The sequence below is a fragment of the Bartonella sp. ML69XJBT genome, assembly GCF_028618515.1.
GTDB lineage: Bacteria > Pseudomonadota > Alphaproteobacteria > Rhizobiales > Rhizobiaceae > Bartonella.
On sequence record NZ_JAQITB010000007.1, the window covers coordinates 1 to 23,449 of the forward strand.

The following is a 23,449-nucleotide window of genomic DNA, read 5'->3' on the forward strand; positions in this document are numbered from 1 at the left end:
GATAATATTTTTTATTTAAAATCTTAAAAGATATTTTGAAATATTTTTCATTCTATGAATAGTAGTAAATTTAGCATTATCTATTATAATGGATACAATATATTAAATTTAATTAAATTATTTTTAAAGTAAATTAAAACAATATTTAAATTTTATCTCAAAAAATATGTATAATATTTGCAAATATATTTATTTTTTCTTATTTTGGGTGCTTATGATTGGAATATTGAATGCTAACATGTAAACAATATGAACTACTGTTGTTCATTCATAATCATATGAAAGAAACTGGCATTCCTCCCTCCTTTGATGAAATGAAAATTGCCTTGGAGCTTTCTTCAAAGTCTGGCATTCATAAACTTATGATAGCTTTAGAACAACGAGGTTTTATACGTCGTTTGCCAAATCGAGCCCGCGCAGTTGAGGTGATACGACTTCCCGATAAAATAACATTTAATCTTTCTTTAGCGCGTAAACTTTCTCCCACTATGATAGAGAAAAATAAAAGAAAAATATCAAAAAACTTTACTGATTTTAGTAACTTCGAGGCAGAAGAAAAAAAGAATGTTACTATTCCCATTATGGGCCGCATTTCTGCAAGTATACCTGTCTTTGCTTTATTACAACAAATAGATACGCTTTCTTTACCACAAGATATGATTAACTCAGGTGAGCACTATGCTTTAGAAGTCAGAGATGATTCTATGATTGAGGCTGGTATTCTTGATAAAGATACTATAATTGTTAAATGCCAAAGTACAGCAACATCAGGTGAAATTGTTGTGGCATTCATCGATAAAGAAGAAGCAACTTTAAAACGTTATCGACGTAAAGGAGCCTTTATTGAGCTAGAATCAGCAAATCCTCACTATGAAACACGCATATATGGATCTGAGCGTGTGCAGATACAAGGTAAACTTATCGGACTTATTCGGAAATATTAAAAGATAAAAAACTACTGAGCACGTTCATACATTGACCAAAAAAATAATTTGATACTTTTGTTATTGTGCCATAATCAGTAACAATACATATTCACTCAATAAATTTTTTGAGCACGAAAACGAATAATTTTCTAATAAATTCTATTGCATATGTATTAAAGATAAAGAGCCTTTTCATTCTTTATAGATAGTAAAAACAGTAGATAAAATGTAATCGTTATAAAATTACAGGATTGATCAATGGCAGCACCTCGTATTAGCTTTGTTTCCCTCGGATGTCCAAAAGCATTAGTAGATTCTGAGCGAATTATTACCAGACTCCGGTCTGAAGGTTATGAAATTTCACGGAAGCATCAAGGAGCCGATGTCGTTATTGTAAATACCTGTGGGTTTCTTGATTCTGCTCGAAATGAATCATTAGCCAATATTGATGAAGCTCTCAAAGAAAATGGAAAAGTTATTGTAACGGGGTGTCTTGGTGCTGATCCTGATGTTATTCGTCAAGCACATCCTCATGTATTAGCCATTACAGGGCCACAAGCCTATGAAAGTGTTATAGAAGCTGTTCATACAGCAATTCCCCCAGTTCATGATCCCTTTATTGATTTAGTTCCCCCGCAAGGTATTCGCTTAACACCTCGCCACTATGCTTACTTAAAAATTTCTGAAGGATGTTCTAATCGATGTAGTTTTTGTATCATCCCTACTCTGCGCGGTAATCTTACTTCACGCCCCATCAATGAAGTTCTTCGTGAAGCCGAAAAACTTGTACAGGCAGGTGTAAAAGAGCTCTTGGTTATCTCTCAAGATACCAGTGCTTATGGCATTGATCTTAAATATCTCGAAAGTCCTTGGAAAGATCGCATCGTAAAAACCAAATTTTTTGATCTTTGTCGCGAATTGGGTGATATGGGAATTTGGATACGCATGCACTATGTCTATCCTTATCCTCATGTGGATGAAGTTATTGAGCTTATGGCTGCAAAAAAAATTCTTCCGTATTTAGATATTCCTTTTCAACATGCATCACAAACTGTTTTACGTAATATGAAACGCCCTGCTGTTATGGAAAAAACAAATCGTAGAATTGAAAACTGGAGAAAAATTTGTCCAGATCTCACCTTACGATCAACATTTATTGTTGGTTTTCCAGGCGAAACAAATGAAGATTTTAATATACTCCTCGAATGGCTGGAAGAAGTAAAAATTGAACGTGCTGGATGCTTTAAATATGAAGAAGTAAAAGGCGCTGTCGCAAATGATTTGGGATTAGAAAATATTTCTGAAGAAGTGAAAGAAAACCGCTGGCATCGCTTTATGGCAAAACAAAAACAAATTTCTACCCATCTTTTAAAGAAAAAAATCGGAAAAAGACTTCAAATTCTCATTGATGAAAGTCAAGGAAAAATTGCTAAAGGTCGTAGCCAATATGATGCTCCAGAAATAGATGGTGTTGTACATATATCATCACGACGTCCATTACGTGTCGGTGAATTTGTCACTGTCAAAATCGAAAAGTCAGATGCTTACGATCTCTATGGTATTGCAGTTTAAAGAGAAGGCTAGAGTTATTGTGCTAAAAAAATCAGCTTTATAATAAGCTTTTGAAGTCAAAAATATTTTTATCGAGCAAATGACTTGGACGAACATTCGTTAAAGCACGAATCATAGTGTCTTTACGCCCTGGCATTCTTCTTTCGATATCCTTTAACATTTCTTTCATTGCATTGCGTTGTAAACCATCTTGGCTACCACAAAGATTGCAGGGAATAATAGGAAATTGCATTGCTTGTGAAAATTTCTCCATATCTTCTTCAGCTGCGTAAACAAGAGGACGCAAAACAAAAAGATCCCCTTCATCATTCATAAGCTTTCCAGGCATAGCTGCTAATCGGCCTCCATGAAATAAATTCATAAAAAACGTTTCTAAAACATCATCACGATGATGTCCAAGAACTAATGCAGAACATCCCTCTTCACGTGCAATACGGTATAAGTTACCACGTCGCAAACGCGAGCAAAGCGAACAATATGTTTGTGTCTCTGCTAGTTTATCTGTAACAATGGAATAAGTGTCTTGGTACTCAATGCGATATGGAATTTGATAAGAGGTCAAAAAATCTGGAAGAATATGTTTTGGAAAGCCTGGTTGTCCTTGATCAAGATTACAAGCTAGAATTTCAATAGGCAAAAAACCACGCCACTTTAAATCCAAAAGAAGCGCGAGTAAACCGTAAGAATCTTTTCCACCTGATAAAGCGATAAGCCATTTTTTTCCTGAAGAAAGCATGGAAAAATCATCTAATGCTTGCCGTATGTGACGTAAAAGTCGTTTACGCAGCTTATTAAACTCTACAGTTGAAGGAGCTTTCCTAAATATCGGATGACAATCATCAGCAGCTGGTGATGTGATTTCTCTGGCTAAAAAATCAGTTTTCTCTACATTCTTTTGCATTGTTTGATATTCGACTGAACTATTATCCATAATATCATAATCCTGCACAATAAAGAGCTTGTTTTATAAGAATGATAGAGAGAAGGACAGAGAGGTTACACAGTATAAACCGATACGCCGTGGAGCCGTAAGATGAAAATAAATGGCGCTATAAAAGCCAATTGTTATAAAATATAACAACAAACTTAATATAGCACCATCCATAAGAATTATTCATTAGCTTTAAGGACTATAAAGCAAATTCCGAGCATATAATCAAAAGCAAAAGAGCAATACTCCCATAAAGAATTTAACGAGAATAAAACTCAACAACCAAATTGGGTTCCATTTGCACAGCATAAGGAACATCTGCAAAAGCAGGAACACGTGTAAAGGTTGCTTTCATCTGTTTATGATCGGCTTCAATATATTCAGGCACATCGCGTTCTGCTAACTGCACAGATTCCAACACCAAAACAAGCTGTTTTGACTTCTCACGAACTTCAATAACATCACCTGGTTTACAACGATATGATTGAATATTTGTACGCCGACCATTAACATTGACATGACCGTGATTGATAAATTGGCGAGAAGCGAAGATGGTTGGCACAAATTTTGCACGGTAGACAACAGCATCTAAACGCGATTCCAACAGTCCGATAAGATTTTCACCAGTATCACCACGTCGACGAGCAGCTTCTGCATAAGTTTTACGAAATTGCTTTTCTGAGATATCACCGTAAAACCCTTTTAATTTCTGCTTAGCGCGCAACTGCACACCATAATCAGAAAGCTTACCTTTTCGGCGTTGTCCGTGCTGACCTGGACCATAATCACGACGATTTACAGGAGATTTCGGACGTCCCCAAATGTTTTCCCCCATCCGACGGTCAATTTTATACTTGGTTGTTTCGCGTTTACTCATCGCATTTCCTTTTAAAATAGAAAACAAGATCTCATATAAGATCTCAAGGAAACGCGCCCTCCTCTGCCTTCAAATAAAAGACTGACAGGACATCTTTAACATTAAATATGCAAAGTTACCCACGGGACACGTCAATTCATACGCTTTTCTCAAGAGAAAAAGCTAAAAGAACTTCTATTAATCTTACACCCCAAAGTCAACTCCTTTCATGATATTTAAGCAAAATCTTTGTAACAAGCGCTCTGTTGAAGATGTTATATTTTGCGATGTAAATAAAGCAAAGTCTTTATGTTTCTTTATATTTTGGGGATCTACTCTTTTCGGTAGTAATGATCTTGTGTGTTTGGCGATAGCTTTTGTTGGATCAATCCATTTAACTGGCCATAACGCTTGTTCACGAAAAAAATTAATCAAAAAAGGATAATGCGTACAAGCTAAAACAATAATATCAGTATATTTGCCATTTTTCTCAACAAAGCACGGAAGGATTTCATGGCGTAATTCTTTCAAGTCTATAGGCTTTCCACGTAAATAATCTTCGGCAAATCCAGCAAGTTTTTCACTTCCAACAAGCTGAACATGACATTGAGCAGCAAAAGAATTGATTAATTCATGTGTATAAGCACGTTTAACTGTTCCAGGAGTAGCTAATACTGAAATAAAACCAGATTTTGTTTGTTCAGCTGCTGATTTAATTGCAGGAACCGTTCCTACAAAAAGAATATGGGGAAATTTTTCACGTAAATCTGTCAACATGAGTGTAGAAACAGTATTGCAAGCAATGACACATAGGACAGGATTGTAGAGTACTAAAAGATTTGTAAAAACCTTTAAAATTCGACTTTTCAAAACATTTTCTTCCCAATTTCCATAAGGAAATCCAGCATCATCAGCAACATAAATAAATTGCATTTCAGGAACAAGGACACGCACTTCCCTCAACACTGTTAAACCGCCAATGCCACTATCAAAGAAAAGAACAGGGCGCTTATCCATCCGTTTTCACACCTGTTTTTAATTTTGTACGTTGACGCTCTAAGGGTGCACCGCTTCCTCGTGGAAATTGAGGAGAAAAATGATCCAATGAAGAGATAATTCCTCGTAGCAAGCGAACCTCAGATTCACTAAAATGAGCACGTGTAAAAACAGAACGCAGATTCGCAAGCATAACCTCTTTACGTTCTCGAGGCCTAAAATATCCACGAACATCCAAAGCTTCTTCTAATTGAGATAAAAAACCATGAAACGTTGCTTTATTTGCTGGCTCCATCTTTGCGGCACGAAAAGCCGTATCGCTCACATTTTCCAAACCTGATTTCATCCATTCATAAGACATAAGTAAAACTGCTTGGGCAATATTGAGGGATGCAAAAGCAGGATTAACTGGAAAAGTAATAATTTCATCAACAAGACTGATTTCATCATTTTCTAATCCCCACCTCTCTCTTCCAAATAAAATACCCGTTTTATGCCCAAGACTCTCGCTATGACGTAACAAATACGCTGCTTCAACGGCACTTTTTACCGGTTTAAAACCACATCTTTCACGTGCTGTTGTAGCAAAAACATAGTGCAAGTCTGCAATCGCATCAGACAATCTATCAAAAACAACTGTATCATTAATAACATGATCGGCTTTACTTGCTGCCGATCTGGCTTTTTCATTTGGAAATGTTTCTCGAGGTTTGACTAACCGAAGCTTAGAGAGCCCAAAATTTGCCATTGCCCTTGCCACCATACCAATATTCTCAGGTAGCTGCGGTTCAACTAAAATAATCATTGGCCCATTTGTTAAATTCTCACGATTCTTATTGGTTCCAGCCATCAATCTTACCTAATTCTATGCATTATCTTCCTAGAGTCGACTTTTTTCAATGCAACCTTTTAGAAGGAATATTCCAAGAGATAACCTTATCTCATAACAAATTGCGGTCAATATTATCTTTTCACGCAGAGTTTATGATGAAAAGGATTAATAATGAATTGTGCAAATAAAAACAAACTTTGTTTTTTAGATCTTAAACTAGTTATGTAAGCTGCTGTAAGGCTAGAGGTACACTATTTAATGCATTTAACGCGCTATAACATTTCTAAATCATAATTTAAGTTGAATTATAAAATTATGCATTCTAAAAAAAAATATGCTCTTTATTCCCAAACTTTTTCCTGCAAAACTTATCCGTCGTTATAAGCGTTTTCTTGCTGATGTTAAATGGGATGATCAACAGATTTTCACGGTATCTGTCCCTAATACAGGATCAATGCTTGGGTTAACAACGCAAAACTCTAATATTTGGCTTTCATATCATAGCAATTCCAAACGAAAATACGCATATCGATTAGAAATTGTTGAGGCAAATAATACTCTCGTTGGTATCAATACAACTTTACCCAACAAACTTGCATTAGAAGCAATTCAAAAAGGATTACTACCCGAATTAAGCGCATATAAAACAATTTTGAAGGAACAATGTTATGGGACGCAATCACGGATTGATTTTCTGTTGCGTGATGGCATCCTTCCTGACTGTTATCTAGAAGTTAAAAATGTCCATTTTATCCGCCAAAAAGGATTAGCAGAATTTCCTGATACCGTAACAAAACGTGGTACACGTCATCTTGAAGAACTCATAAAAGTTGTGCAACAAGGAAAACGAGCCGCTATGCTTTATGTAATTCAACGGGAAGATTGCTCAGCTTTTGCAATCTGTCATGACCTTGATCCAACCTATGGACGTAAATTTGAGTTAGCATTAAAATCAGGGGTAGAATTTTATGCCGTAAAATGCCACGTAAGTGTAGAAGGTATTTTTCCGATTCATCGAGTGAAAATAGAAAACAGAAAAAACAATGACTGATTATATTGAATATAATAAAATGCCCTTAAAATTTAACGGGCAAATCCGCATTTTTGATGAGCATGCTTTTACGAAAATGCGTGAAGTTGGTCGTATTGCTGCAGAATGCCTCGATGCACTCACGGATGTTATTAAACCAGGTGTCACCACGCAAGAAATTGATGATTTTGTATTTATTTTTGGTGCCAAGCGTGGTGCTCTTCCTGCTGATCTAAATTATCATGGATATGGCCATTCATGCTGTACATCCATCAATCACGTTGTATGCCATGGTATTCCCAATAAAAGACCTTTGCAAGAAGGTGATATCGTTAATGTTGATGTGACTTTTATTCTCGATGGTTGGCATGGAGATTCAAGCCGTATGTATCCCGTTGGAAAAATCAGACGTGCTGCGGAACGCCTGCTCAAAATAACCCATGAAAGTCTTATGAGGGGAATTTCGGTAGTCAAACCTGGTGCAACAACAGGTGATATTGGCGCAGCTATTCAACACTATGCAGAATCGGAACGGTGCTCAGTTGTAAGAGATTTCTGCGGACATGGAATCGGTCAGCTTTTTCATGATGCACCTAATATTCTCCATTATGGAAATCCTGGTGAAGGAATAGAACTAAAACAAGGTATGATGTTTACGATTGAGCCAATGATTAATCTTGGAAAGCCCCAAGTTAAGATTCTCTCTGATGGCTGGACTGCTGTTACACGTGATAGATCTCTTAGTGCACAGTACGAACATACAATTGGTGTAACACATGAAGGGTGCGAAATTTTTACACAATCTCCTAAAAATATTTTTTATATTCCAAGCTCAAGTAGTTAAATAAATGTAGAAATATCATGGCTAGAAAAATCACGAAAAAGGGAGACAACCAAGGTGACCACTTTGCACTGACATCAAATTCCCCACTTAGTCCAATAGCAGAAATAAAAAGTAAAAAGCTTCAGAAAAACTCACAGATACATAAGCATTATCAAGGACATCGTGAACGTCTTCGCAAACGCTATTTAAAATCAAAAGGAAATGCAATTGAAGATTATGAATATCTTGAATTACTCCTTTTCCGTACGATACCTCGAGCAAATACAAAGCCAATAGCTAAAAACTTAATAGCGCGGTTTGGCTCATTAGCAGACGTATTGGGGGCTGATATTCACCGACTTCAAGAGATTCCAGGCTGTGGTCCAGCAACTGCAATTGACTTAAAAATTATTTCAGATGTTGCTGGACGCCTTGCTCGTGCAGAATTGTTTAAACGTGATATTTTTTCATCATGGGATAAAGTACTAGCTTATTGTAAAGCTGTTATGGCTCACGAAACACGCGAACAATTTCGTATCTTATTTCTTGATAAAAAAAACGGTCTACTTGCTGATGAAGTGCAACAAACTGGAACTATTGATCACACGCCCGTTTATCCACGTGAAGTTATCTCTCGCGCTTTAGAATTGTCCGCATCAAGTCTTATTCTCGTACATAATCATCCTTCTGGCGATGCAACCCCCTCTAAAGCAGATATAACAATGACATATATGTTAAAAGATGCAGCAAATGCACTAGGCATTACTATTCATGACCATCTTATTATAGCACGAAACGAATACACAAGCTTTAAAGCGTTAAAAATCATATGAAGCATATTAAATTGAAGAGAAATTCCCCCCAATTATTCATGAGGAATTAATTTCCTAAATCAATATCTAATATAGCCATTGAGAAATTGTAGGATAGTTCATCCTCATCTTCATCTCGATAGATAATACCTAAAAACTCATTCCCAATATAAACCTCACAAGAATCATCCTTTTTAGGCCGTGCTTTCACTTGCAATGCTGAATTTTGGAATATATTTTTAAAATAACTATCAAGTTTTTTTATTTCATCAGCATTCACTATGCTCTCCTGTCTTTTGAGACTCTTAAATTAAATCCTGAAGGGCAAATAAGGCACTCCTAAGATTCTGTAAAGATAGTAAATCTCAGTTTCCATTTTTATTTATATTACCTATAGTCACAATAGCACTATCTTAACACATTGACGAAAGCACCTTTACTAAAAGGTGTTTTGCACTGTTAAATATAACCGTATAGATTGAAAAGTAAAAAAATAGTTAGAAATTCATAAATTTTAAATATTTTTTATCTTATCCCCAATTTCAACACCTGTGTTTACAAGCATATTTGGTCAAAACATGAATTGGGAACGTATAATTTTTTCCTATTAAAAAGAGATCTTCTAAAACAAAAGCACTTTCCTCCTTATTATAATAATTAAACAAATTCTCCTTAACTACTTTCTAGATAAAAATCAGTTAAATCCCTAAAAGGAAGCCTTATTTCTTTATAGAGATATAAAATACATTCATAAAATTTAATTGTTATTCTTACAGTTTTTCATAAAAATTCACACCACAAATAGCCAAACTTTCAGACAAGCTTTTTGCCTCATCCAAGATAAAAAACATGAGACATTTTTATGAACTCTAAAGCTTATGAATAATTTTCAACGATAGGATAGCGAGAAAGAAAATCGATAACGCCTTTTTTATAGACTTTATCTCCCACAGCAAGCATATGGTCTCGATGAGGAATTGATAGAGCTTCACCACAGGGTAATAAAGCTGCTAATGGCTCGGCTTCACCACTAATTTCATCGAGTGAACCAACGGCAACAAGGGCAGGTTGTTTAATTTTGTAAATCTCAGATGCTGTTAATTCTTGTTTTGATGTGATAATGCAAGCAGCCAAAGCACGTCTATCGCTCTTGGTGTGATCTGCAAATTTGCGAAACATCAAACCACGCGGATTGGTAATGGTAGAAGTATCTTCTGCTAAAAGGGCCTCAGCAACGGGTTCCCAATTTCCTGCTCCCGTCACCATACCAATACCTAAACCGCCAAAAATAACGCTATGCACATATGTTGGATACAAAAGAGCCATAAATGCGCTAATGCGCGCCCCCATAGAATATCCCATAACATGCGCTTTAGATAATCCCAAATGCTGCAACAATCTCATCGCATCGCTAGCCATAGCTTGAGGTGTATAAAAGTTAGAATCATAACTTTTAACTGAATCCCCATGTCCACGGTTATCAAGAGCAATAACACGATATCCTGCTTCAGTAAGGGTACGAAACCAACCCGTTGCATACCAATTTACCCGTGCAGAAGAGCCAAAACCATGTATCAACAAAACAGGTGTCCCCTGTCCATCTTCTCGATAAGAAAAACGCAAACCATCATATTCAAAAAAACGAATATCTTCTGCTGTCATTTTGTATCGCTTTCGCATTTTCCACAAAGTGTAGGATGAAGAACCCGTTGTCCTTTCTTTATCTGTTTTTCAGAAACTTCACCAGCATTAACCTCAAGTGCAAAAGCTGCAGGTACCTCTGATGAAATAGTATTCATTGAAAATGGGGTGGTTTTTTCTACAATTGATACGATAATTCCCTCATCGTTTAAAAAAATCATATCTAAAGGCAAAGGCGTATTTGCCATCCACATAAAAATTTTTTGCTTATCTTTTTCACTTCCCTGCTGTTTAAAGAGCATTGCGCGATTACGTGGAAAATCAGTGCGATACATTAAACCAGCGCTCGCCTGAGATGGCGTAAAAGCAATCTCTACCTCGTAAGAGACCACACCTTGCTCTGTTTGTATTTTTAAAGGAATTGGATGAACAGGAATCTCTATGGGTTTCTTTGCTACAGCTATATTTTCTTTTACCATAAAAAACAGCATCAATACAATAATGCACCCTCTTCCAAAAGGCCGTAACATTTTTATCTCCACCAAAGATAACTTTTCAACTTTGTTGCATAAAATAAAGAGTAGCAAAACTTAAAAAATAAAAAAACTACCTTTTTATTACCCTCAATGCAATATCGGTAATCTACTTTATTTGACTGACGGCTTTATAGATAATTTCCCTCTTGGTGCTGCTGGCTTTACAGCTCTTTCTGCTTAATTTATACAACAATAGATCTCTCTAACAGATCTCTCTAAAAAAACAGCGTAACTTCAAAAGCATAATTTAATGTGTAGCAAATGGAATCCCTATGTCTGGATAAATTTCTGCTGTCATCAAACCTTTCTCGCCTTTACCAAAACGCACAAGAACAACTTGACCAGAACGAAGCTCTGCTAAACCAAAACGGCGCAACGTTTCCATATGAATAAAAATATCTTCAGTTCCTTGTCCACGGCTAAGAAAACCAAATCCCTTATCACGATTAAACCATTTGACAATTGCGCGCTCTAAACCACTTTCCGGAGTAACAACAACATGAGTACGGGCTGGAATTTCTGATGGATGCGTTGCTGAAGAACAATCTATCGATTTTACCTGAACACACTTTAACCCCCGTTCAGTTTTTTCCACAGCACAGATAACTTTAGCTCCCTCTAAAGCTGTTTGAAAACCATCTCGACGCATTACCGTAACATGCAACAATATGTCGGGAAAATGAGGCAAATCAGGTACAATAAACCCATAGCCCTTACTACCATCAAACCACTTAATGACACCACTAATTTCAATAATCTCACCACAAGCACCTACACTGTCTTCAGATAGGGAATAATCCTTTAATGTATCCTTACTCGTCATAATAAAACGTGATCCTGTAGCTGTAAATTTTACGATATTGATTCTCTACATTTTAGTAAACATTGCTCTTGTATCAACACGCAAGCCCCAAGATAAGATTTCCCCATATTGTCACACCTCTTAGAAGATCAACAAGAATATTTACACAACTGTTTGAGCCTATATCCGATAATATAATAAGCACGTGTGACAAGAAATATAAAAGTTTTTCACACAATGATATTTTCACACATGTGGAACTTGCATGATGAAGAAGTTCAAGATAAGGTGTAAAGATCACAATTAAAATCAAGGAAAGTGCGTAATGAAGAGAATCCTCACTACGCTCGTATTTTTTACGACATTTGTCGTAAGTGCCTATGCGAGTGAGCCTATAGAAATTGGTGTTTATCTTCCGTTAAGTGGTCAAAATGCATTTGGAGGACAACTCGAGATTAAAGGCATAGAATTGGCACATAAAAAAGTTCCAGAAATATTAGGGCGTAAGGTAAAACTTATTGTTGTTGATAATAAATCTGATAAAGTAGAAGCTGCTAATGCTGTTATGCGTTTGACTGCGAGTGAAGAAGTAAATGGAATCATTGGTAGTTATGGCTCTTCACTCTCGTTGTCTGGAGGTGAAATAGCTGAAAAAGCCAAGACCCCAACCATTGCAACATCTTCAACAAATCCGCTTGTTACACAGGGCAGAAAGTATTCTTTCCGTGCTTGCTTTATTGATTCTTATCAAGGGAAAGGCATCGCAACTTATGTGCATGAAACTTTACATGCAAAAAAAGCAGCTATTCTTAAAGATGTATCAAATGATTATGCAATTGGTCTTTCTAGTTATTTTGGACGTGCCTTCAAAAAATTAGGTGGTGAAGTGATCTCAAATTTGAACTATAACTCTGGAGATCAGGACTTTTCAGCGGTTCTTACACAGATTATAGCGCAGGAACCTGACATCTTATTTATTCCATCTTACTTCTCTGAAGGTGCTATCATCATAAAACAAGCTCGTGAGCTTGGTGCAAAATTTAGAATCATGGGTGGGGATGCTATGGATAATCCAGAAACTGTTGCAATTGCAGGAAAAGCTGCAGAAGGATTTTTACATACAACACTTCCCTACAGTGAAAATATGCCGGATATGTCCGCAGCTGCGCGGGAATTTACCAGGGAGTGGAGAAAGGCTTATCCTGATCAAGAACCAAATATCAATTCTGTTTTGGGATATACAAGTTATATGATGTTCATGAAAGCTATTGAAGATGCTGGCAGTGCTGATCGGGAAAAGATCACTACCGCACTTAGCCAATTAAAAGGTTTTAAAACGCCCTTTGGTGATATGTCCATGGATGAAAATCATAATCCTAAAATTCCTATTGGTATCATTGAAATAAAGGATGGGAAACGTGTCTATTTAGATGAAGTTAAACCCGCTTTTTAAAAAGTGAGAAATTTTTCTAACTAAAATATTAAGTATGAGTTGAGGATTCTGTTCTCAACTCAAATTTGGGATTTTCCTATTTTATCCTATGAATTAACAAATGTGGAAGGATGAGAGATGAGCACTGAAATGTTCATCCAGTATTTTTTTAATGCACTGGCATTAGGATCTCTTTATGGACTTATCGCTATTGGTTACACCATGGTCTATGGTATACTGAGGCTTATTAATTTTGCTCACGGTGACATCTTTATGCTGGGAGCGTATTTTGTTTTCTTTTCCACCATTAGCTTTATGCCTGCTTGGGCTGCTGTCCTTCTTTTGTTACTCGCTGTTTTCATTTATTACTCGGTATTCATAGGGTTCAAAAAACGCCCTCCAATTTATTGGATCGCTATTTTTTCAATGCTTACTTTAGGGTTCATTTATTACTTTAAAATTTCTCCGCAAGATTTTACACCGGTTTGGATTTTAGCCCTTTGTTTTGCAATTTTTATTACAAGTGCCGTGGGAATTACTGTTGATCAATTTGCCTATAAACCTTTACGCCATGCTCCGCGTATTTCAGCACTTATTGGAGCAATCGGCGTTTCATTTTTTATTGAAAATCTTGCTACTGTACTCTTTAGTGGAGTTCCGAAGGGTGTGAAACAACCCGATTTTCTTGTAATACCGTTCCTATGGCATTTAGAATCAGGAGCAGGTAAAGTTATTAGAATTGCTCCTATGTCTCTCATCGTTCCTGTTGTGGCGTTCATTCTTATTATTTTATTGCTATGGATTATTCATAAAACAAAACCTGGTCTTGCTATGCGTGCGATCTCCCATGATATTGAAACGACACGTTTGATGGGTGTTTCTGTCAATAAAGTCATTGCATTTACATTTGGGATAGGCACTGCACTTGCTGCTATTGCAGGCATTATGTGGTCACTACGCTATCCTCAGATCCATCCTTATATGGGGGTGCTTCCTGGGCTTAAAGCATTTATCGCTGCTGTTATTGGAGGTATTGGCTCAATTCCAGGAGCAATGTTGGGAGGGCTATTACTTGGATTTATTGAAATTATGATTATCGCATTTTTCCCTGCATTATCTGGATATCGAGATGCCTTCGCTTTTATTTTATTAATTCTGATTTTATTGGTAATGCCCACAGGCTTAATGGGTAAAAAAAGTCAGGAGAAGATCTAATGGCAAAATCAGCGGCAAACTTTCTATCATGTATCAGCATTTTAGTTCTTATTGGTTTTTTGTTTTATGCTGATAACCATTTTAATGATTACACACTTCGTATCATCAATCTTATTGCTATTAATGCGATATTAGCGATCTCACTTAATTTGATTTATGGCTTTACGGGTATGTTTTCTCTTGGACATGCTGGCTTTATGGCTGTTGGTGCTTATGTATGTGCAATTTTACTTCTTTCTCCTGAACAAAAAGAAATGATGTGGATTCTTGACCCCATAGCTGAGCCATTACATCATCTGCAGTTGCCTTTTTTTCTAGCCGTTGTTGTAAGTGGTGTGTGCGCTGCCGTTGTAGGTTTATTGATTGCTCTGCCTGTTTTGCGTCTTGGTGGTGATTATCTTGGAATTGCAACCTTGGGGTTCGCAGAAATTATCCGCATTGTTATTACAAATACCACCCCCTTAACAAATGGCTCTTTGGGAATAAAAGGAATACCTCAAAATGCCACATTATGGTGGAACTATGGTTGGTTAGCATTTACAGTAACTTTTATTATACTCTTATTGCGAAGCAATACAGGTAATGTGTTGCGTGCTATTCGTGATGATGAAATCGCAGCAAAAACAATGGGGATTAATTCCTTTTTTTACCGTAGTTTTTCCTTCACGGTTGGTGCATTTTTTGCAGGCATAGGAGGAGCATTGATGGCTGCTCTTATTTCAACAATTGATCCAAAAATGTTTAATTTCCTTCTTACCTTTAATATTTTGATGATTGTGGTTGCTGGTGGTCTTGGTTCAATTACAGGAAGCATTATTGGCAGCATTATTATTACAGTCATGCTTGAGTGGCTTCGTATTATTGAAAGCCCTTTTGACTTAGGTTTTATACATATTCCAGAGACACCAGGCCTTCGAATGGTTATTTTTTCTCTTTTATTGCTCGTCATTATCTTATTTTGGAGAAAAGGTTTGTTAGGGCAACGTGAATTCTCATGGAATGGGATTTATAGTTTCTTAACACGCAAGAAGCTCTCTAATAATGAAGGAAAGCTATGAACGACCTTATTCTTTCACTTAATGATATCGTGATGCGTTTTGGTGGATTGATTGCTGTAAATAATGTGAATATGGCAATCAAGCGGGGAACCATTACTGGATTAATTGGGCCCAATGGTGCTGGAAAAACCACCGTTTTTAATATGATTTCAGGATTTTATGCTCCCACAAGTGGGACTATTCTTTTTAATGAACAAAAAGTTTCTGGATCTCCTCCTTATCTTATCTGTAGACGCCATATTGCACGAACATTTCAAAATATTCGTCTTTTTTCAGGATTAACAGTCTTGCAAAATGTTATGGTAGGAGCACATGTTCGACAAAAGCATCCATGGTTTTCTTCAGCTTTGTTTTTTCCAAATGCAATGAAAGAGAAAAGAGAAATCCATAAAAATTCCATGGAACTTCTTGAGCAGTTACAACTGGATCACCTTGCCAATCAATCTGCAACAACTCTGCCCTATGGTGTACAAAGACGTTTGGAAATTGCACGCGCGTTAGCAACAAAACCAAAATTACTTCTTCTTGATGAACCTGTTGCTGGTATGAACCCACAGGAGAGTGAAGATCTTAAAAAGTTCATAGAAAAAGTGCAAAAAGATTTTGATATTACGATTCTGCTTATCGAACACGATATGAAAGTTGTTATGGGGCTTTGCCAATATATTTGGGTAATGGAACACGGCTGTGCCATTGCCAATGGCACTCCAGATGAAATTCGTAACAACCCTAAAGTTATTGAAGCTTATCTTGGCGGAGATGTTTATGGATATTCTTAAAATTAAAAATCTTCACGTTCATTATGGTGCCATTAAAGCTATTCAAAATCTTTCGATGTCTATAAAAAAAGGAAGTATAGTCACTTTAATAGGTGCTAATGGAGCAGGGAAAAGCAGCATTGTACGTTCTATTACAGGACTCAATCGATCTGTTCATGGAGAGATTACCTATAAGGGCGAATCAATTATTAAAAAGTCACCAGAAAAAATTTTAAGATTAGGGATTGCTCTTAGTCCTGAAGGGCGACGCATTATGCCCCATCTGACTGTTTTAGAAAATCTCCATTTAGGAGCTTATATTCGTCATGATAAGTCGGGTATTGCTCGCGATATCGAGTGGATATTTGAGCTTTTCCCACGCTTGCGTGAAAGAGCAAAGCAATTGGGAGGGACGATGTCAGGTGGTGAACAACAAATGCTTGCTGTGGGCCGTGCGCTCATGAGCAACCCTGAGATGATAATATTAGATGAACCTTCTCTGGGATTAGCCCCACTTCTTGTAAAGGAACTTTTTTCTATTATCCGAAAAATCAATGATATGGGAAAAACAGTTCTTCTCATTGAACAAAATGCATTTGCAGCGCTTTCTATTGCGGATTACGCTTTTATTCTAGAGGTGGGGCATGTTTTATTTCACGGTGAAGGAAAAACCATGCTTTCTGACCCACGTGTCAAAGAGGCCTATCTTGGTGGATAAAACTATAAAATGCAAAAAAAGAGGTTATACTTTTCAAAGGCATTTCTCTGATGTGAGAGAAATGCTTTTTTATAGTTATCTCCACCATTTTTCAGCACTAAAGGTTCCAACCGCTTGTTCTATAATATGGGCGATTTGAAAAAGCACTTCTTCAGCAAAAGGTTTACCAATCAATTGTAACCCTAGTGGCAAACCATCTGATGAAAGCCCAGCAGGAACAGAGATACCTGGTAAACCAGCCATATTAACTGGTACAGTAAAAATATCATTGAGATACATTGCTATGCTATCATTTTTAATTGTTTCATCAGCGATGCCAAAAGCTGGTGTTGGGGTTGCAGGTGTGAGGATAGCATCAACACCAGAAGCAAAACATTGATCAAAATCACGTTTCACGAGTGTTCGTACTTTTTGAGCTTTAAGATAATAGGCATCATAATAACCCGATGAGAGGACATAAGTACCAACCAAAATACGCCGTTTAACTTCATCACCAAAACCTGCTGAACGGGTGTTTTCATACATTTCAATGATGTCTTTTCCCGGTATGCGCAAACCAAAACGAACACCATCATAGCGCGCTAAATTAGAAGACGCTTCTGCAGGAGCTATAATATAATAAGCAGGCAAGGCATATTTTGTATGAGGTAATGAAATATCATGTATTTCAGCACCTGCTTCTTTTAGCCAATTCATTCCTTTTTGCCAAAGCTTGGTAATTTCAGGAGACATTCCTTCCAAGTGGTATTCTTTTGGAATACCAATTTTCATTCCTTTGATTGATTGACCAAGGTAACTTTCATAATGAGGAACAGGTAAATTAACTGAAGTAGAATCTTTTTCATCAAAAGAAGCCATTGATTGAAGTAAAATAGCACAATCGCGGACATCTCGCCCAATAGGTCCCGCTTGATCAAGTGAGGAAGCAAAAGCGATGGTCCCCCACCGTGAACAACGTCCATAAGTTGGTTTAATCCCCACTGTTCCAGTGAATGCCGCAGGTTGGCGTATTGAACCACCTGTATCTGTGGCTGTTGCACCAGCACAAAGCCGTGCCGCAACAGCAGCAGCTGATCCCCCTGAAGAACCACCTGGCACAAGCTTTTCATGGGATCCCTTTTTTCTCCACGGACTCATAACTGGACCGTAATATGAAGTCTCATTGGAGGACCCCATAGCAAATTCATCCATATTAAGCTTTCCTAACATAACGGCTCCATCTTGCCACAAATTAGCGGTCACCGTTGATTCATAAGAGGGTTTAAAATTATCAAGAATATGGGAACAGGCTTGTGTATGAACACCGCGTGTGGCAAAAAGATCCTTAATTCCCAGTGGTATTCCTTCTAAGATCCCTCCCTGCTCTCTAGCCAAACGACTATCTGACTCAGTAGCCATTTTTTTTGCTTGTTCTGCTGTTATTGCCACATAAGCATTCAAAGTTGGATTAGCCAATTCAATTTCTTTTAAATAAGCTTCTGTTAATTCAATTGCTTTGAACTCTTTTTTGATGAGAGCATCACGGGCTTGTGCAATTGTAAAAGTTGTTAAATCAGTCATATTAATGCTCGAGTTTTTAAAATAGAAAAAATTATTCGACGATTTTTGGGACAAGAAAAAAATTCTCTTCCGTAACAGGTGCATTTGCTACGATATCTGCTGCTTTATTCCCATCTGTGATAATATCTTCACGCGTTCGTAAAGTCATTGGTATTACGGATGTCAATGGTTCAACACTGCTGACATCAACTTCATTCAATTGTTCCACAAAACCTAAAATGACATTGAGTTCTTTTGTCATACGCTGCGCTTCATCGTCGTGGATAGCAATACGCGCTAAATGCGCTACCCGCTTGACTGTTTCTTGATCGACAGACATATTATGCCTTTCTGCTTTTTTATTTTAATATTTATTGGCTATACAAGGCTACGTTTGCAAGCGCAAGAATATTGATATGCAAAGAGAATATAACTATGAACCTGAAACACGAAAAGACCTAAATTATAAATCTCATGGCCATTATTAACATAAATGAAGCGATGCTCCATATTTTGCCTGGGCAAACAATAGCAGGCTTAGATTTGGGTACAAAAACGATTGGAATTGCGATTTCTGATATCGGATTAATTTTTGCAAATCCGCGTCCTGTGCTTCAACGAAAAAAATTCATGGAAGATGCACACAGACTTATAAAAATTTTTGATGGTGAAAATGTGGGAGCTATTGTCATGGGATTACCTCTTAATATGGATGGAAGCAGTGGTCCTCGTGCTCAAGCAACAAGAACCTTTGTAAGTAATATGAAAGCACATACAGAAATTCCATTTATTTTTTGGGATGAACGCTTATCAACGATTGCCGCAGAACGCTCTCTTCTAGAAATGGACGTATCGCGTGCTAAAAGAGCAAGACGCATTGATTCGGCTGCTGCTGCTTTTATATTGCAAGGTGCTCTCAACAGAATTCAAAGCCTTCATCATATGGAGGGATAAAGAACATTGAGCAAATGTCCCGCATTGTATCGTGCGATAAGCATCCCATAGGAAGATCTCCATTGCCCACCAAGGCGACTTTCCATATAGGCATTTGCAACATGCTCTATATCTGTCGAATGTAATGCTGCTGCTGCTGCTGCGTACGCTACTTGTTCGACAAAAAATCTTCCAGCACCCTCGTTTGCCGATGCCATCTCTACAGCAGATTTAATGATCTCAATCGCTCTTGGTCCAGCAGGACCAATATCAAGGGCAATTTTTTCTAACAATTTCTGAAACAATCCCGGTGCTTTTTCAGCTATGAGAATTGCATCCTTTACCAATTGATTAGCAGAAATATTTCTGACAATTCGTGCAGGCCCATTACACAACATTTGTGATAATGGGTTTCCTTCTACAAAACTCTCGATACCAAGCTGTGCAATAATTTCGCCAATAATAGGTATAACTAATTGGCTCACATGATAAGCAATAATAGGCGTCATGATTCGTGCAAAAGCTGCTTCAGAGCGATCATTTGCGGCATTATCAAAGGCTCGTGCTAAACGTAAAACCAATGCTTGTGCGGCAGCAATATCCAGTGCAATATCTGCAAAAATACGTTCTGTTAGTGGTGGTAAAGGCTGATCTGGCATTTTTTGCCGGAAAAAATCTATGCCAAATTGAAGTGCAGCGCGCAAAACACCTGCAGATACAACAGATTGATCAAAACGCATCATCGTTTCGATATCTTTAATGACTTTAAGCCCCTCTCCCATATTTCCCAATAGCCAACCATAACTTCCTTGAAAATCAACAACACCCTCTGGCGTTAAATTTTCTCCTGAACGCTGCAGCAAATGACGAATTTTAATGTTCCCATTTAATGCACCATTTTCTTGGATACGTGGCACTAAAAAGCAGCTTAAATGACCGTCTAACTCTGCACTCACAAGATACCCATCCACTATAGGATTAATAACATTGGTTTTTACAACATTTAAACGATACAGATCACGCCCCATTTTTTCATCAAAAGAAATTTTCTTAACACTGGGAAAATTGAAAGCGTATTTTTCTCCTTGTTCAACATCATCAAAAGCGCAGGTGAGTGAAGCCGATTTTTTACTATGAATAGGCTTTGAAGATAAATCATATTGTCGTGATAAGAGTAGATTTTGCCATTTTTTAAAAAGCTCAACATCACTAATTAAGACTGCAATAGTTGCACTTGTTATAATGACCTCATTCAAATGTCCTGTTTCCAAACTAGCAGATAAAGCCAAGCGAATAGCACGTGCTTGATAGCGTACTCCATTTTCTGCTGTAGAGTTTTCCCAAAGCGAGGTAACCAAACCAGCCTGTCTAGAATATTGTTGAAGAGCTTGATAAGAAGAGTGTATCTCTAATTTTTCCACCTGTTTCCCCCATTCATCGTTATAGCGCAAAACTGGAGGATAACGATTCGCCAAAGAAGAAAACTCCCATGCTTCACGACTTGCTACAAAATCTCCTATTTCTTCAAAACTTGCTAATAAAAATTTAGGCAAACTAGAAGCAATACGAAACATCAGCGTATCACTGAGAAACGCATTTTTTCGACGGGCATTTTGCACAAATACAGCATTCATAAGCATATTCCATTATTCAAATTATTCATATCATAGACTACTAATAGACTAATTGTCTTTTTGCAGTTAAAAAACATTTATCATATTCAAACAAATGCTTGTTTAATCTGTTTAGAGAGAGATAGAAAAGAATGCTATGACTCAAAATATTTTTTTCCCCCTTTTTCCCCATCAACATCTTTTAGGTATTAAAGGTTTGAGTATACAAGACCTGTCTACATTGCTTAATCGTGCAGATACAAATGTTACTCTTTCTAAAAAAATTGATAAAACAAAATCTCTATTATATGGACGGACTCAAATTAACCTCTTCTTTGAAGCTTCCACACGAACACGATCCTCTTTCGAATTAGCCGGCAAACGATTGGGAGCAAATGTGATGAATATGGCTATCAGTAATTCATCTGTAAAAAAAGGGGAAACATTGATTGATACAGCCACAACTCTCAATGCAATGAAACCAGATATACTTGTTATTCGCCATAGTAGTGCTGGAGCAGCTGCTTTGTTAGCGCAAAAAGTTGATTGTTGTGTGATTAATGCAGGTGATGGTGCCCATGAACATCCAACCCAAGCTCTATTAGATGCCCTGACAATCAAAAGAACAAAAGGTCGTATTGAAGGATTAACGGTTGCAATTTGTGGAGATATCTTGCACTCACGTGTAGCGCGTTCCAATATCCTAAGTCTCAATGCTTTGGGAGCGCGAGTTCGTGTTGTTGCTCCTTCCACACTCTTACCCACAGGAATTGCTGATATGAGCGTTGAGGTTTTTAACACCATGAAAGAAGGCCTTAAAGATGCTGATGTTATCATGATGCTCCGCTTACAACATGAACGTATGACAGGTTCGTTTATTCCCTCTATTCGTGAGTATTTTCATTATTTCGGCTTGCATAAAGAAAATTTGGCTTATGCTAAAAACGATTGCATTATTCTCCATCCAGGTCCAATAAACCGTGGTATAGAAATCGCATCTGATATAGCAGATGGACCACAAAGCATGATTCATACACAAGTAGAAATGGGTATTGCTGTGCGTATGGCTGTGATGGAAGCCTTATTGGATTCACGTCTTCAGACCAGTGGAGAAAAAAAATGACAAAGCCAATTGTCTTTCAAAACGCTCGTATTATTGATCCTTCACGCACAGTTGATGAAATTGGTACAGTTATTGTTGAAAATGGACGGATTATAGCTGCTGGAAAGGAAGCTTTAAATCAAGGATTTCCTGATGGTGCGGAAATTATTAATGCACAAAACAAAGCAATTCTCCCTGGACTTGTTGATGCGCGTGTTTTCGTTGGGGAACCAGGAAATGAAGACCGTGAAACCATTGCCACAGCAAGTCAAGCAGCAGCAGCAGGTGGCATTACTTCTTTTCTTATGATGCCAGATACAAATCCAATTATTGATAATAGAGCACTTGTTGAATTCATTATGCGTACAGCACAGGAAATGTCATCAGTTAATATTTATCCCGTTGCTGCAATTACGCAAGGTTTCAATGGGCAAGAAATAACTGAATTTGGCTTGCTAAAAGATGCGGGAGCAATTGCTTTTAGTGAAGGAAAAAAGACACTGCAAAGCTCATCTGTTATGCGACGTGCAATGACTTATGCTCGCGACTTCGATGTTCTCTTGATGCATGAAACACAAGATAAGGAGCTTACAGGAAAAGGTGTTATGAATGAAGGATTGCTCGCCAGTTGGCTAGGACTCTCTGGTATCCCTCGCGAAGCAGAAGTTATTCCTCTCGAAAGAGATTTACGACTAGCAGCATTAACACAAACACGCTATCATGCTACCCAAATATCGACAGCACTCTCTGCCGATGCACTTCGCTTAGGTAAACAACGCAGTGAAAAGATTACAGCCGGTGTATCCATTCATCATTTATCTCTTAATGAAAATGACATTGGTGAATATCATACTTCTTTCCGTTTTATGCCTCCATTGCGTACAGAAGAAGATCGTATAGCAATGATTGAAGCAATAAAAGATAGGACAGTAGATATTATTGTCTCTTCTCATGATCCTCAACATGTTGATACAAAACATTTACCATTTAATGAAGCATCTTCAGGTGCCATTGGTATGGAAACTTTATTGAGTGCGGCTTTACGCCTTTATCATGATCAGACGATATCTCTTCTACGACTCACTGAACTTTTATCAACAGCACCAGCTAAACTCTTTGGCCTTCATGCAGGAACACTTAAAAAAGGTGCTCATGCAGATCTTATTTTGGTTGATCTTGAAGAACCGTGGGTTGTTTCTACCGAGAGGTTGTATTCACGCTCAAAAAATACACCTTTTGAAAATGCACGCTTTCAAGGGCGAGTTCTCCAAACCTTTGTTAAAGGACGATCAATCTTTAAACTTAATCAGGAAACTTAATGAGA

At 37.4% G+C, this 23,449-nt stretch carries 24 protein-coding genes; 13 read left to right on the forward strand and 11 right to left on the reverse strand.

Going from position 1 to position 23,449, the window contains the following annotated elements; all coding sequences use genetic code 11:
- Window positions 1-230: 230 nt before the first annotated feature.
- Both lexA and rimO read left to right on the forward strand, forming a co-directional pair.
- The gene (gene lexA / locus PVV68_RS03600; protein ID WP_273720431.1) at window positions 231-944 is read left to right on the forward strand and encodes a transcriptional repressor LexA; all 714 of its coding nucleotides are present in this window, start codon (window positions 231-233) and stop codon (window positions 942-944) included.
- A 240-nt stretch (window positions 945-1,184) separates the two neighbouring features.
- On the forward strand, window positions 1,185-2,498 hold the full coding sequence (gene rimO / locus PVV68_RS03605) for a 30S ribosomal protein S12 methylthiotransferase RimO (RefSeq protein WP_273720430.1): 1,314 nt from the start codon (window positions 1,185-1,187) through the stop codon (window positions 2,496-2,498).
- Window positions 2,499-2,535: 37 nt separating this feature from the next.
- Here the strand turns inward: rimO and ttcA are convergent, their stop codons facing one another.
- From ttcA to PVV68_RS03625, 4 genes are all read right to left on the reverse strand, one after another.
- On the reverse strand, window positions 2,536-3,429 hold the full coding sequence (ttcA, locus tag PVV68_RS03610; protein WP_273720429.1) for a tRNA 2-thiocytidine(32) synthetase TtcA: 894 nt from the start codon (window positions 3,427-3,429) through the stop codon (window positions 2,536-2,538).
- Window positions 3,430-3,688: 259 nt separating this feature from the next.
- On the reverse strand, window positions 3,689-4,306 hold the full coding sequence (gene rpsD / locus PVV68_RS03615; protein ID WP_273720428.1) for a 30S ribosomal protein S4: 618 nt from the start codon (window positions 4,304-4,306) through the stop codon (window positions 3,689-3,691).
- A 183-nt stretch (window positions 4,307-4,489) separates the two neighbouring features.
- Window positions 4,490-5,302 carry a glutamate racemase gene (murI, locus tag PVV68_RS03620; RefSeq protein ID WP_273720427.1) on the reverse strand — a complete coding sequence of 271 codons (813 nt, stop codon included), beginning with the start codon at window positions 5,300-5,302 and terminating at the stop codon, window positions 4,490-4,492.
- Entirely contained in the window at window positions 5,295-6,131 is an 837-nt protein-coding gene (locus tag PVV68_RS03625; protein WP_273720426.1) for an RNA methyltransferase, read from the reverse strand. Before PVV68_RS03625 ends, murI begins: the two co-directional genes overlap by 8 nt.
- Before the next feature lie 316 nt (window positions 6,132-6,447).
- On the opposite strand from PVV68_RS03625, the gene sfsA reads away from it, so the two are divergent.
- Genes sfsA through radC form a run of 3 tightly spaced genes read left to right on the forward strand, consistent with a single transcriptional unit; the run spans window position 6,448 to window position 8,799 of the window.
- Window positions 6,448-7,164, forward strand: a complete 717-nt coding sequence (sfsA, locus tag PVV68_RS03630) for a DNA/RNA nuclease SfsA (RefSeq protein WP_273782668.1) — start codon at window positions 6,448-6,450, stop codon at window positions 7,162-7,164.
- Entirely contained in the window at window positions 7,157-7,987 is an 831-nt protein-coding gene (gene map / locus PVV68_RS03635) for a type I methionyl aminopeptidase (RefSeq protein WP_273720424.1), read from the forward strand. The genes sfsA and map overlap by 8 nt, the downstream gene beginning before the upstream one ends.
- Window positions 7,988-8,004: 17 nt before the next feature.
- On the forward strand, window positions 8,005-8,799 hold the full coding sequence (gene radC / locus PVV68_RS03640) for a DNA repair protein RadC (RefSeq protein WP_273720423.1): 795 nt from the start codon (window positions 8,005-8,007) through the stop codon (window positions 8,797-8,799).
- Window positions 8,800-8,845: 46 nt separating this feature from the next.
- Here radC and PVV68_RS03645 read toward each other — a convergent pair whose 3' ends face one another.
- The 4 genes from PVV68_RS03645 to PVV68_RS03660 all read right to left on the reverse strand — a co-directional run bounded on the left by PVV68_RS03645 (window position 8,846) and on the right by PVV68_RS03660 (window position 11,778).
- Window positions 8,846-9,058: a DUF3126 family protein gene (locus tag PVV68_RS03645; RefSeq protein WP_208440958.1), complete on the reverse strand. Its 213-nt coding sequence runs from the start codon at window positions 9,056-9,058 to the stop codon at window positions 8,846-8,848.
- A 596-nt stretch (window positions 9,059-9,654) separates the two neighbouring features.
- Window positions 9,655-10,440: an alpha/beta fold hydrolase gene (locus tag PVV68_RS03650; RefSeq protein WP_273720421.1), complete on the reverse strand. Its 786-nt coding sequence runs from the start codon at window positions 10,438-10,440 to the stop codon at window positions 9,655-9,657.
- Window positions 10,437-10,949: a DUF192 domain-containing protein gene (locus PVV68_RS03655; protein ID WP_273720419.1), complete on the reverse strand. Its 513-nt coding sequence runs from the start codon at window positions 10,947-10,949 to the stop codon at window positions 10,437-10,439. Before PVV68_RS03655 ends, PVV68_RS03650 begins: the two co-directional genes overlap by 4 nt.
- Before the next feature lie 253 nt (window positions 10,950-11,202).
- Window positions 11,203-11,778, reverse strand: a complete 576-nt coding sequence (locus PVV68_RS03660) for a cold-shock protein (RefSeq protein WP_273720417.1) — start codon at window positions 11,776-11,778, stop codon at window positions 11,203-11,205.
- A gap of 304 nt (window positions 11,779-12,082) precedes the next feature.
- Here PVV68_RS03660 and PVV68_RS03665 point away from each other — a divergent pair, with 304 nt between their 5' ends.
- The 5 genes from PVV68_RS03665 to PVV68_RS03685 all read left to right on the forward strand — a co-directional run bounded on the left by PVV68_RS03665 (window position 12,083) and on the right by PVV68_RS03685 (window position 16,938).
- On the forward strand, window positions 12,083-13,210 hold the full coding sequence (locus PVV68_RS03665; RefSeq protein WP_273720415.1) for an ABC transporter substrate-binding protein: 1,128 nt from the start codon (window positions 12,083-12,085) through the stop codon (window positions 13,208-13,210).
- A gap of 117 nt (window positions 13,211-13,327) precedes the next feature.
- Window positions 13,328-14,404 carry a branched-chain amino acid ABC transporter permease gene (locus PVV68_RS03670; RefSeq protein WP_273720414.1) on the forward strand — a complete coding sequence of 359 codons (1,077 nt, stop codon included), beginning with the start codon at window positions 13,328-13,330 and terminating at the stop codon, window positions 14,402-14,404.
- On the forward strand, window positions 14,404-15,462 hold the full coding sequence (locus PVV68_RS03675) for a branched-chain amino acid ABC transporter permease (protein ID WP_273720413.1): 1,059 nt from the start codon (window positions 14,404-14,406) through the stop codon (window positions 15,460-15,462). Before PVV68_RS03670 ends, PVV68_RS03675 begins: the two co-directional genes overlap by 1 nt.
- Window positions 15,459-16,241 (forward strand): ABC transporter ATP-binding protein, encoded by a 783-nt coding sequence (locus tag PVV68_RS03680; protein WP_273720412.1) that lies wholly within the window; start codon window positions 15,459-15,461, stop codon window positions 16,239-16,241. The genes PVV68_RS03675 and PVV68_RS03680 overlap by 4 nt, the downstream gene beginning before the upstream one ends.
- Complete coding sequence (locus tag PVV68_RS03685) at window positions 16,228-16,938, forward strand: ABC transporter ATP-binding protein (protein WP_273720410.1); 711 nt, start codon at window positions 16,228-16,230, stop codon at window positions 16,936-16,938. The genes PVV68_RS03680 and PVV68_RS03685 overlap by 14 nt, the downstream gene beginning before the upstream one ends.
- Before the next feature lie 75 nt (window positions 16,939-17,013).
- Here the strand turns inward: PVV68_RS03685 and gatA are convergent, their stop codons facing one another.
- Together gatA and gatC are read right to left on the reverse strand one after the other, a co-directional pair.
- Window positions 17,014-18,498, reverse strand: coding sequence for an Asp-tRNA(Asn)/Glu-tRNA(Gln) amidotransferase subunit GatA (gene gatA / locus PVV68_RS03690; protein ID WP_273720409.1), 1,485 nt, complete (start codon window positions 18,496-18,498; stop codon window positions 17,014-17,016).
- A 31-nt stretch (window positions 18,499-18,529) separates the two neighbouring features.
- Window positions 18,530-18,817: an Asp-tRNA(Asn)/Glu-tRNA(Gln) amidotransferase subunit GatC gene (gatC, locus tag PVV68_RS03695; protein WP_273720407.1), complete on the reverse strand. Its 288-nt coding sequence runs from the start codon at window positions 18,815-18,817 to the stop codon at window positions 18,530-18,532.
- 134 nt (window positions 18,818-18,951) lie between these two features.
- Between gatC and ruvX the strand changes: the two genes are divergently transcribed.
- Window positions 18,952-19,431: a Holliday junction resolvase RuvX gene (gene ruvX, locus PVV68_RS03700; protein ID WP_273720405.1), complete on the forward strand. Its 480-nt coding sequence runs from the start codon at window positions 18,952-18,954 to the stop codon at window positions 19,429-19,431.
- Here the strand turns inward: ruvX and PVV68_RS03705 are convergent.
- A complete protein-coding gene (locus PVV68_RS03705; protein WP_273720403.1) occupies window positions 19,416-21,044 on the reverse strand; it encodes an acyl-CoA dehydrogenase family protein in 1,629 nt (542 codons plus the stop codon). The two genes, ruvX and PVV68_RS03705, sit on opposite strands and share 16 nt — an antisense overlap.
- A gap of 136 nt (window positions 21,045-21,180) precedes the next feature.
- Here PVV68_RS03705 and PVV68_RS03710 point away from each other — a divergent pair, with 136 nt between their 5' ends.
- Together PVV68_RS03710 and PVV68_RS03715 are read left to right on the forward strand one after the other, a co-directional pair.
- Window positions 21,181-22,146: an aspartate carbamoyltransferase catalytic subunit gene (locus PVV68_RS03710; RefSeq protein ID WP_273720402.1), complete on the forward strand. Its 966-nt coding sequence runs from the start codon at window positions 21,181-21,183 to the stop codon at window positions 22,144-22,146.
- On the forward strand, window positions 22,143-23,444 hold the full coding sequence (locus PVV68_RS03715; protein WP_273720400.1) for a dihydroorotase: 1,302 nt from the start codon (window positions 22,143-22,145) through the stop codon (window positions 23,442-23,444). Before PVV68_RS03710 ends, PVV68_RS03715 begins: the two co-directional genes overlap by 4 nt.
- Window positions 23,445-23,449: the final 5 nt, after the last annotated feature.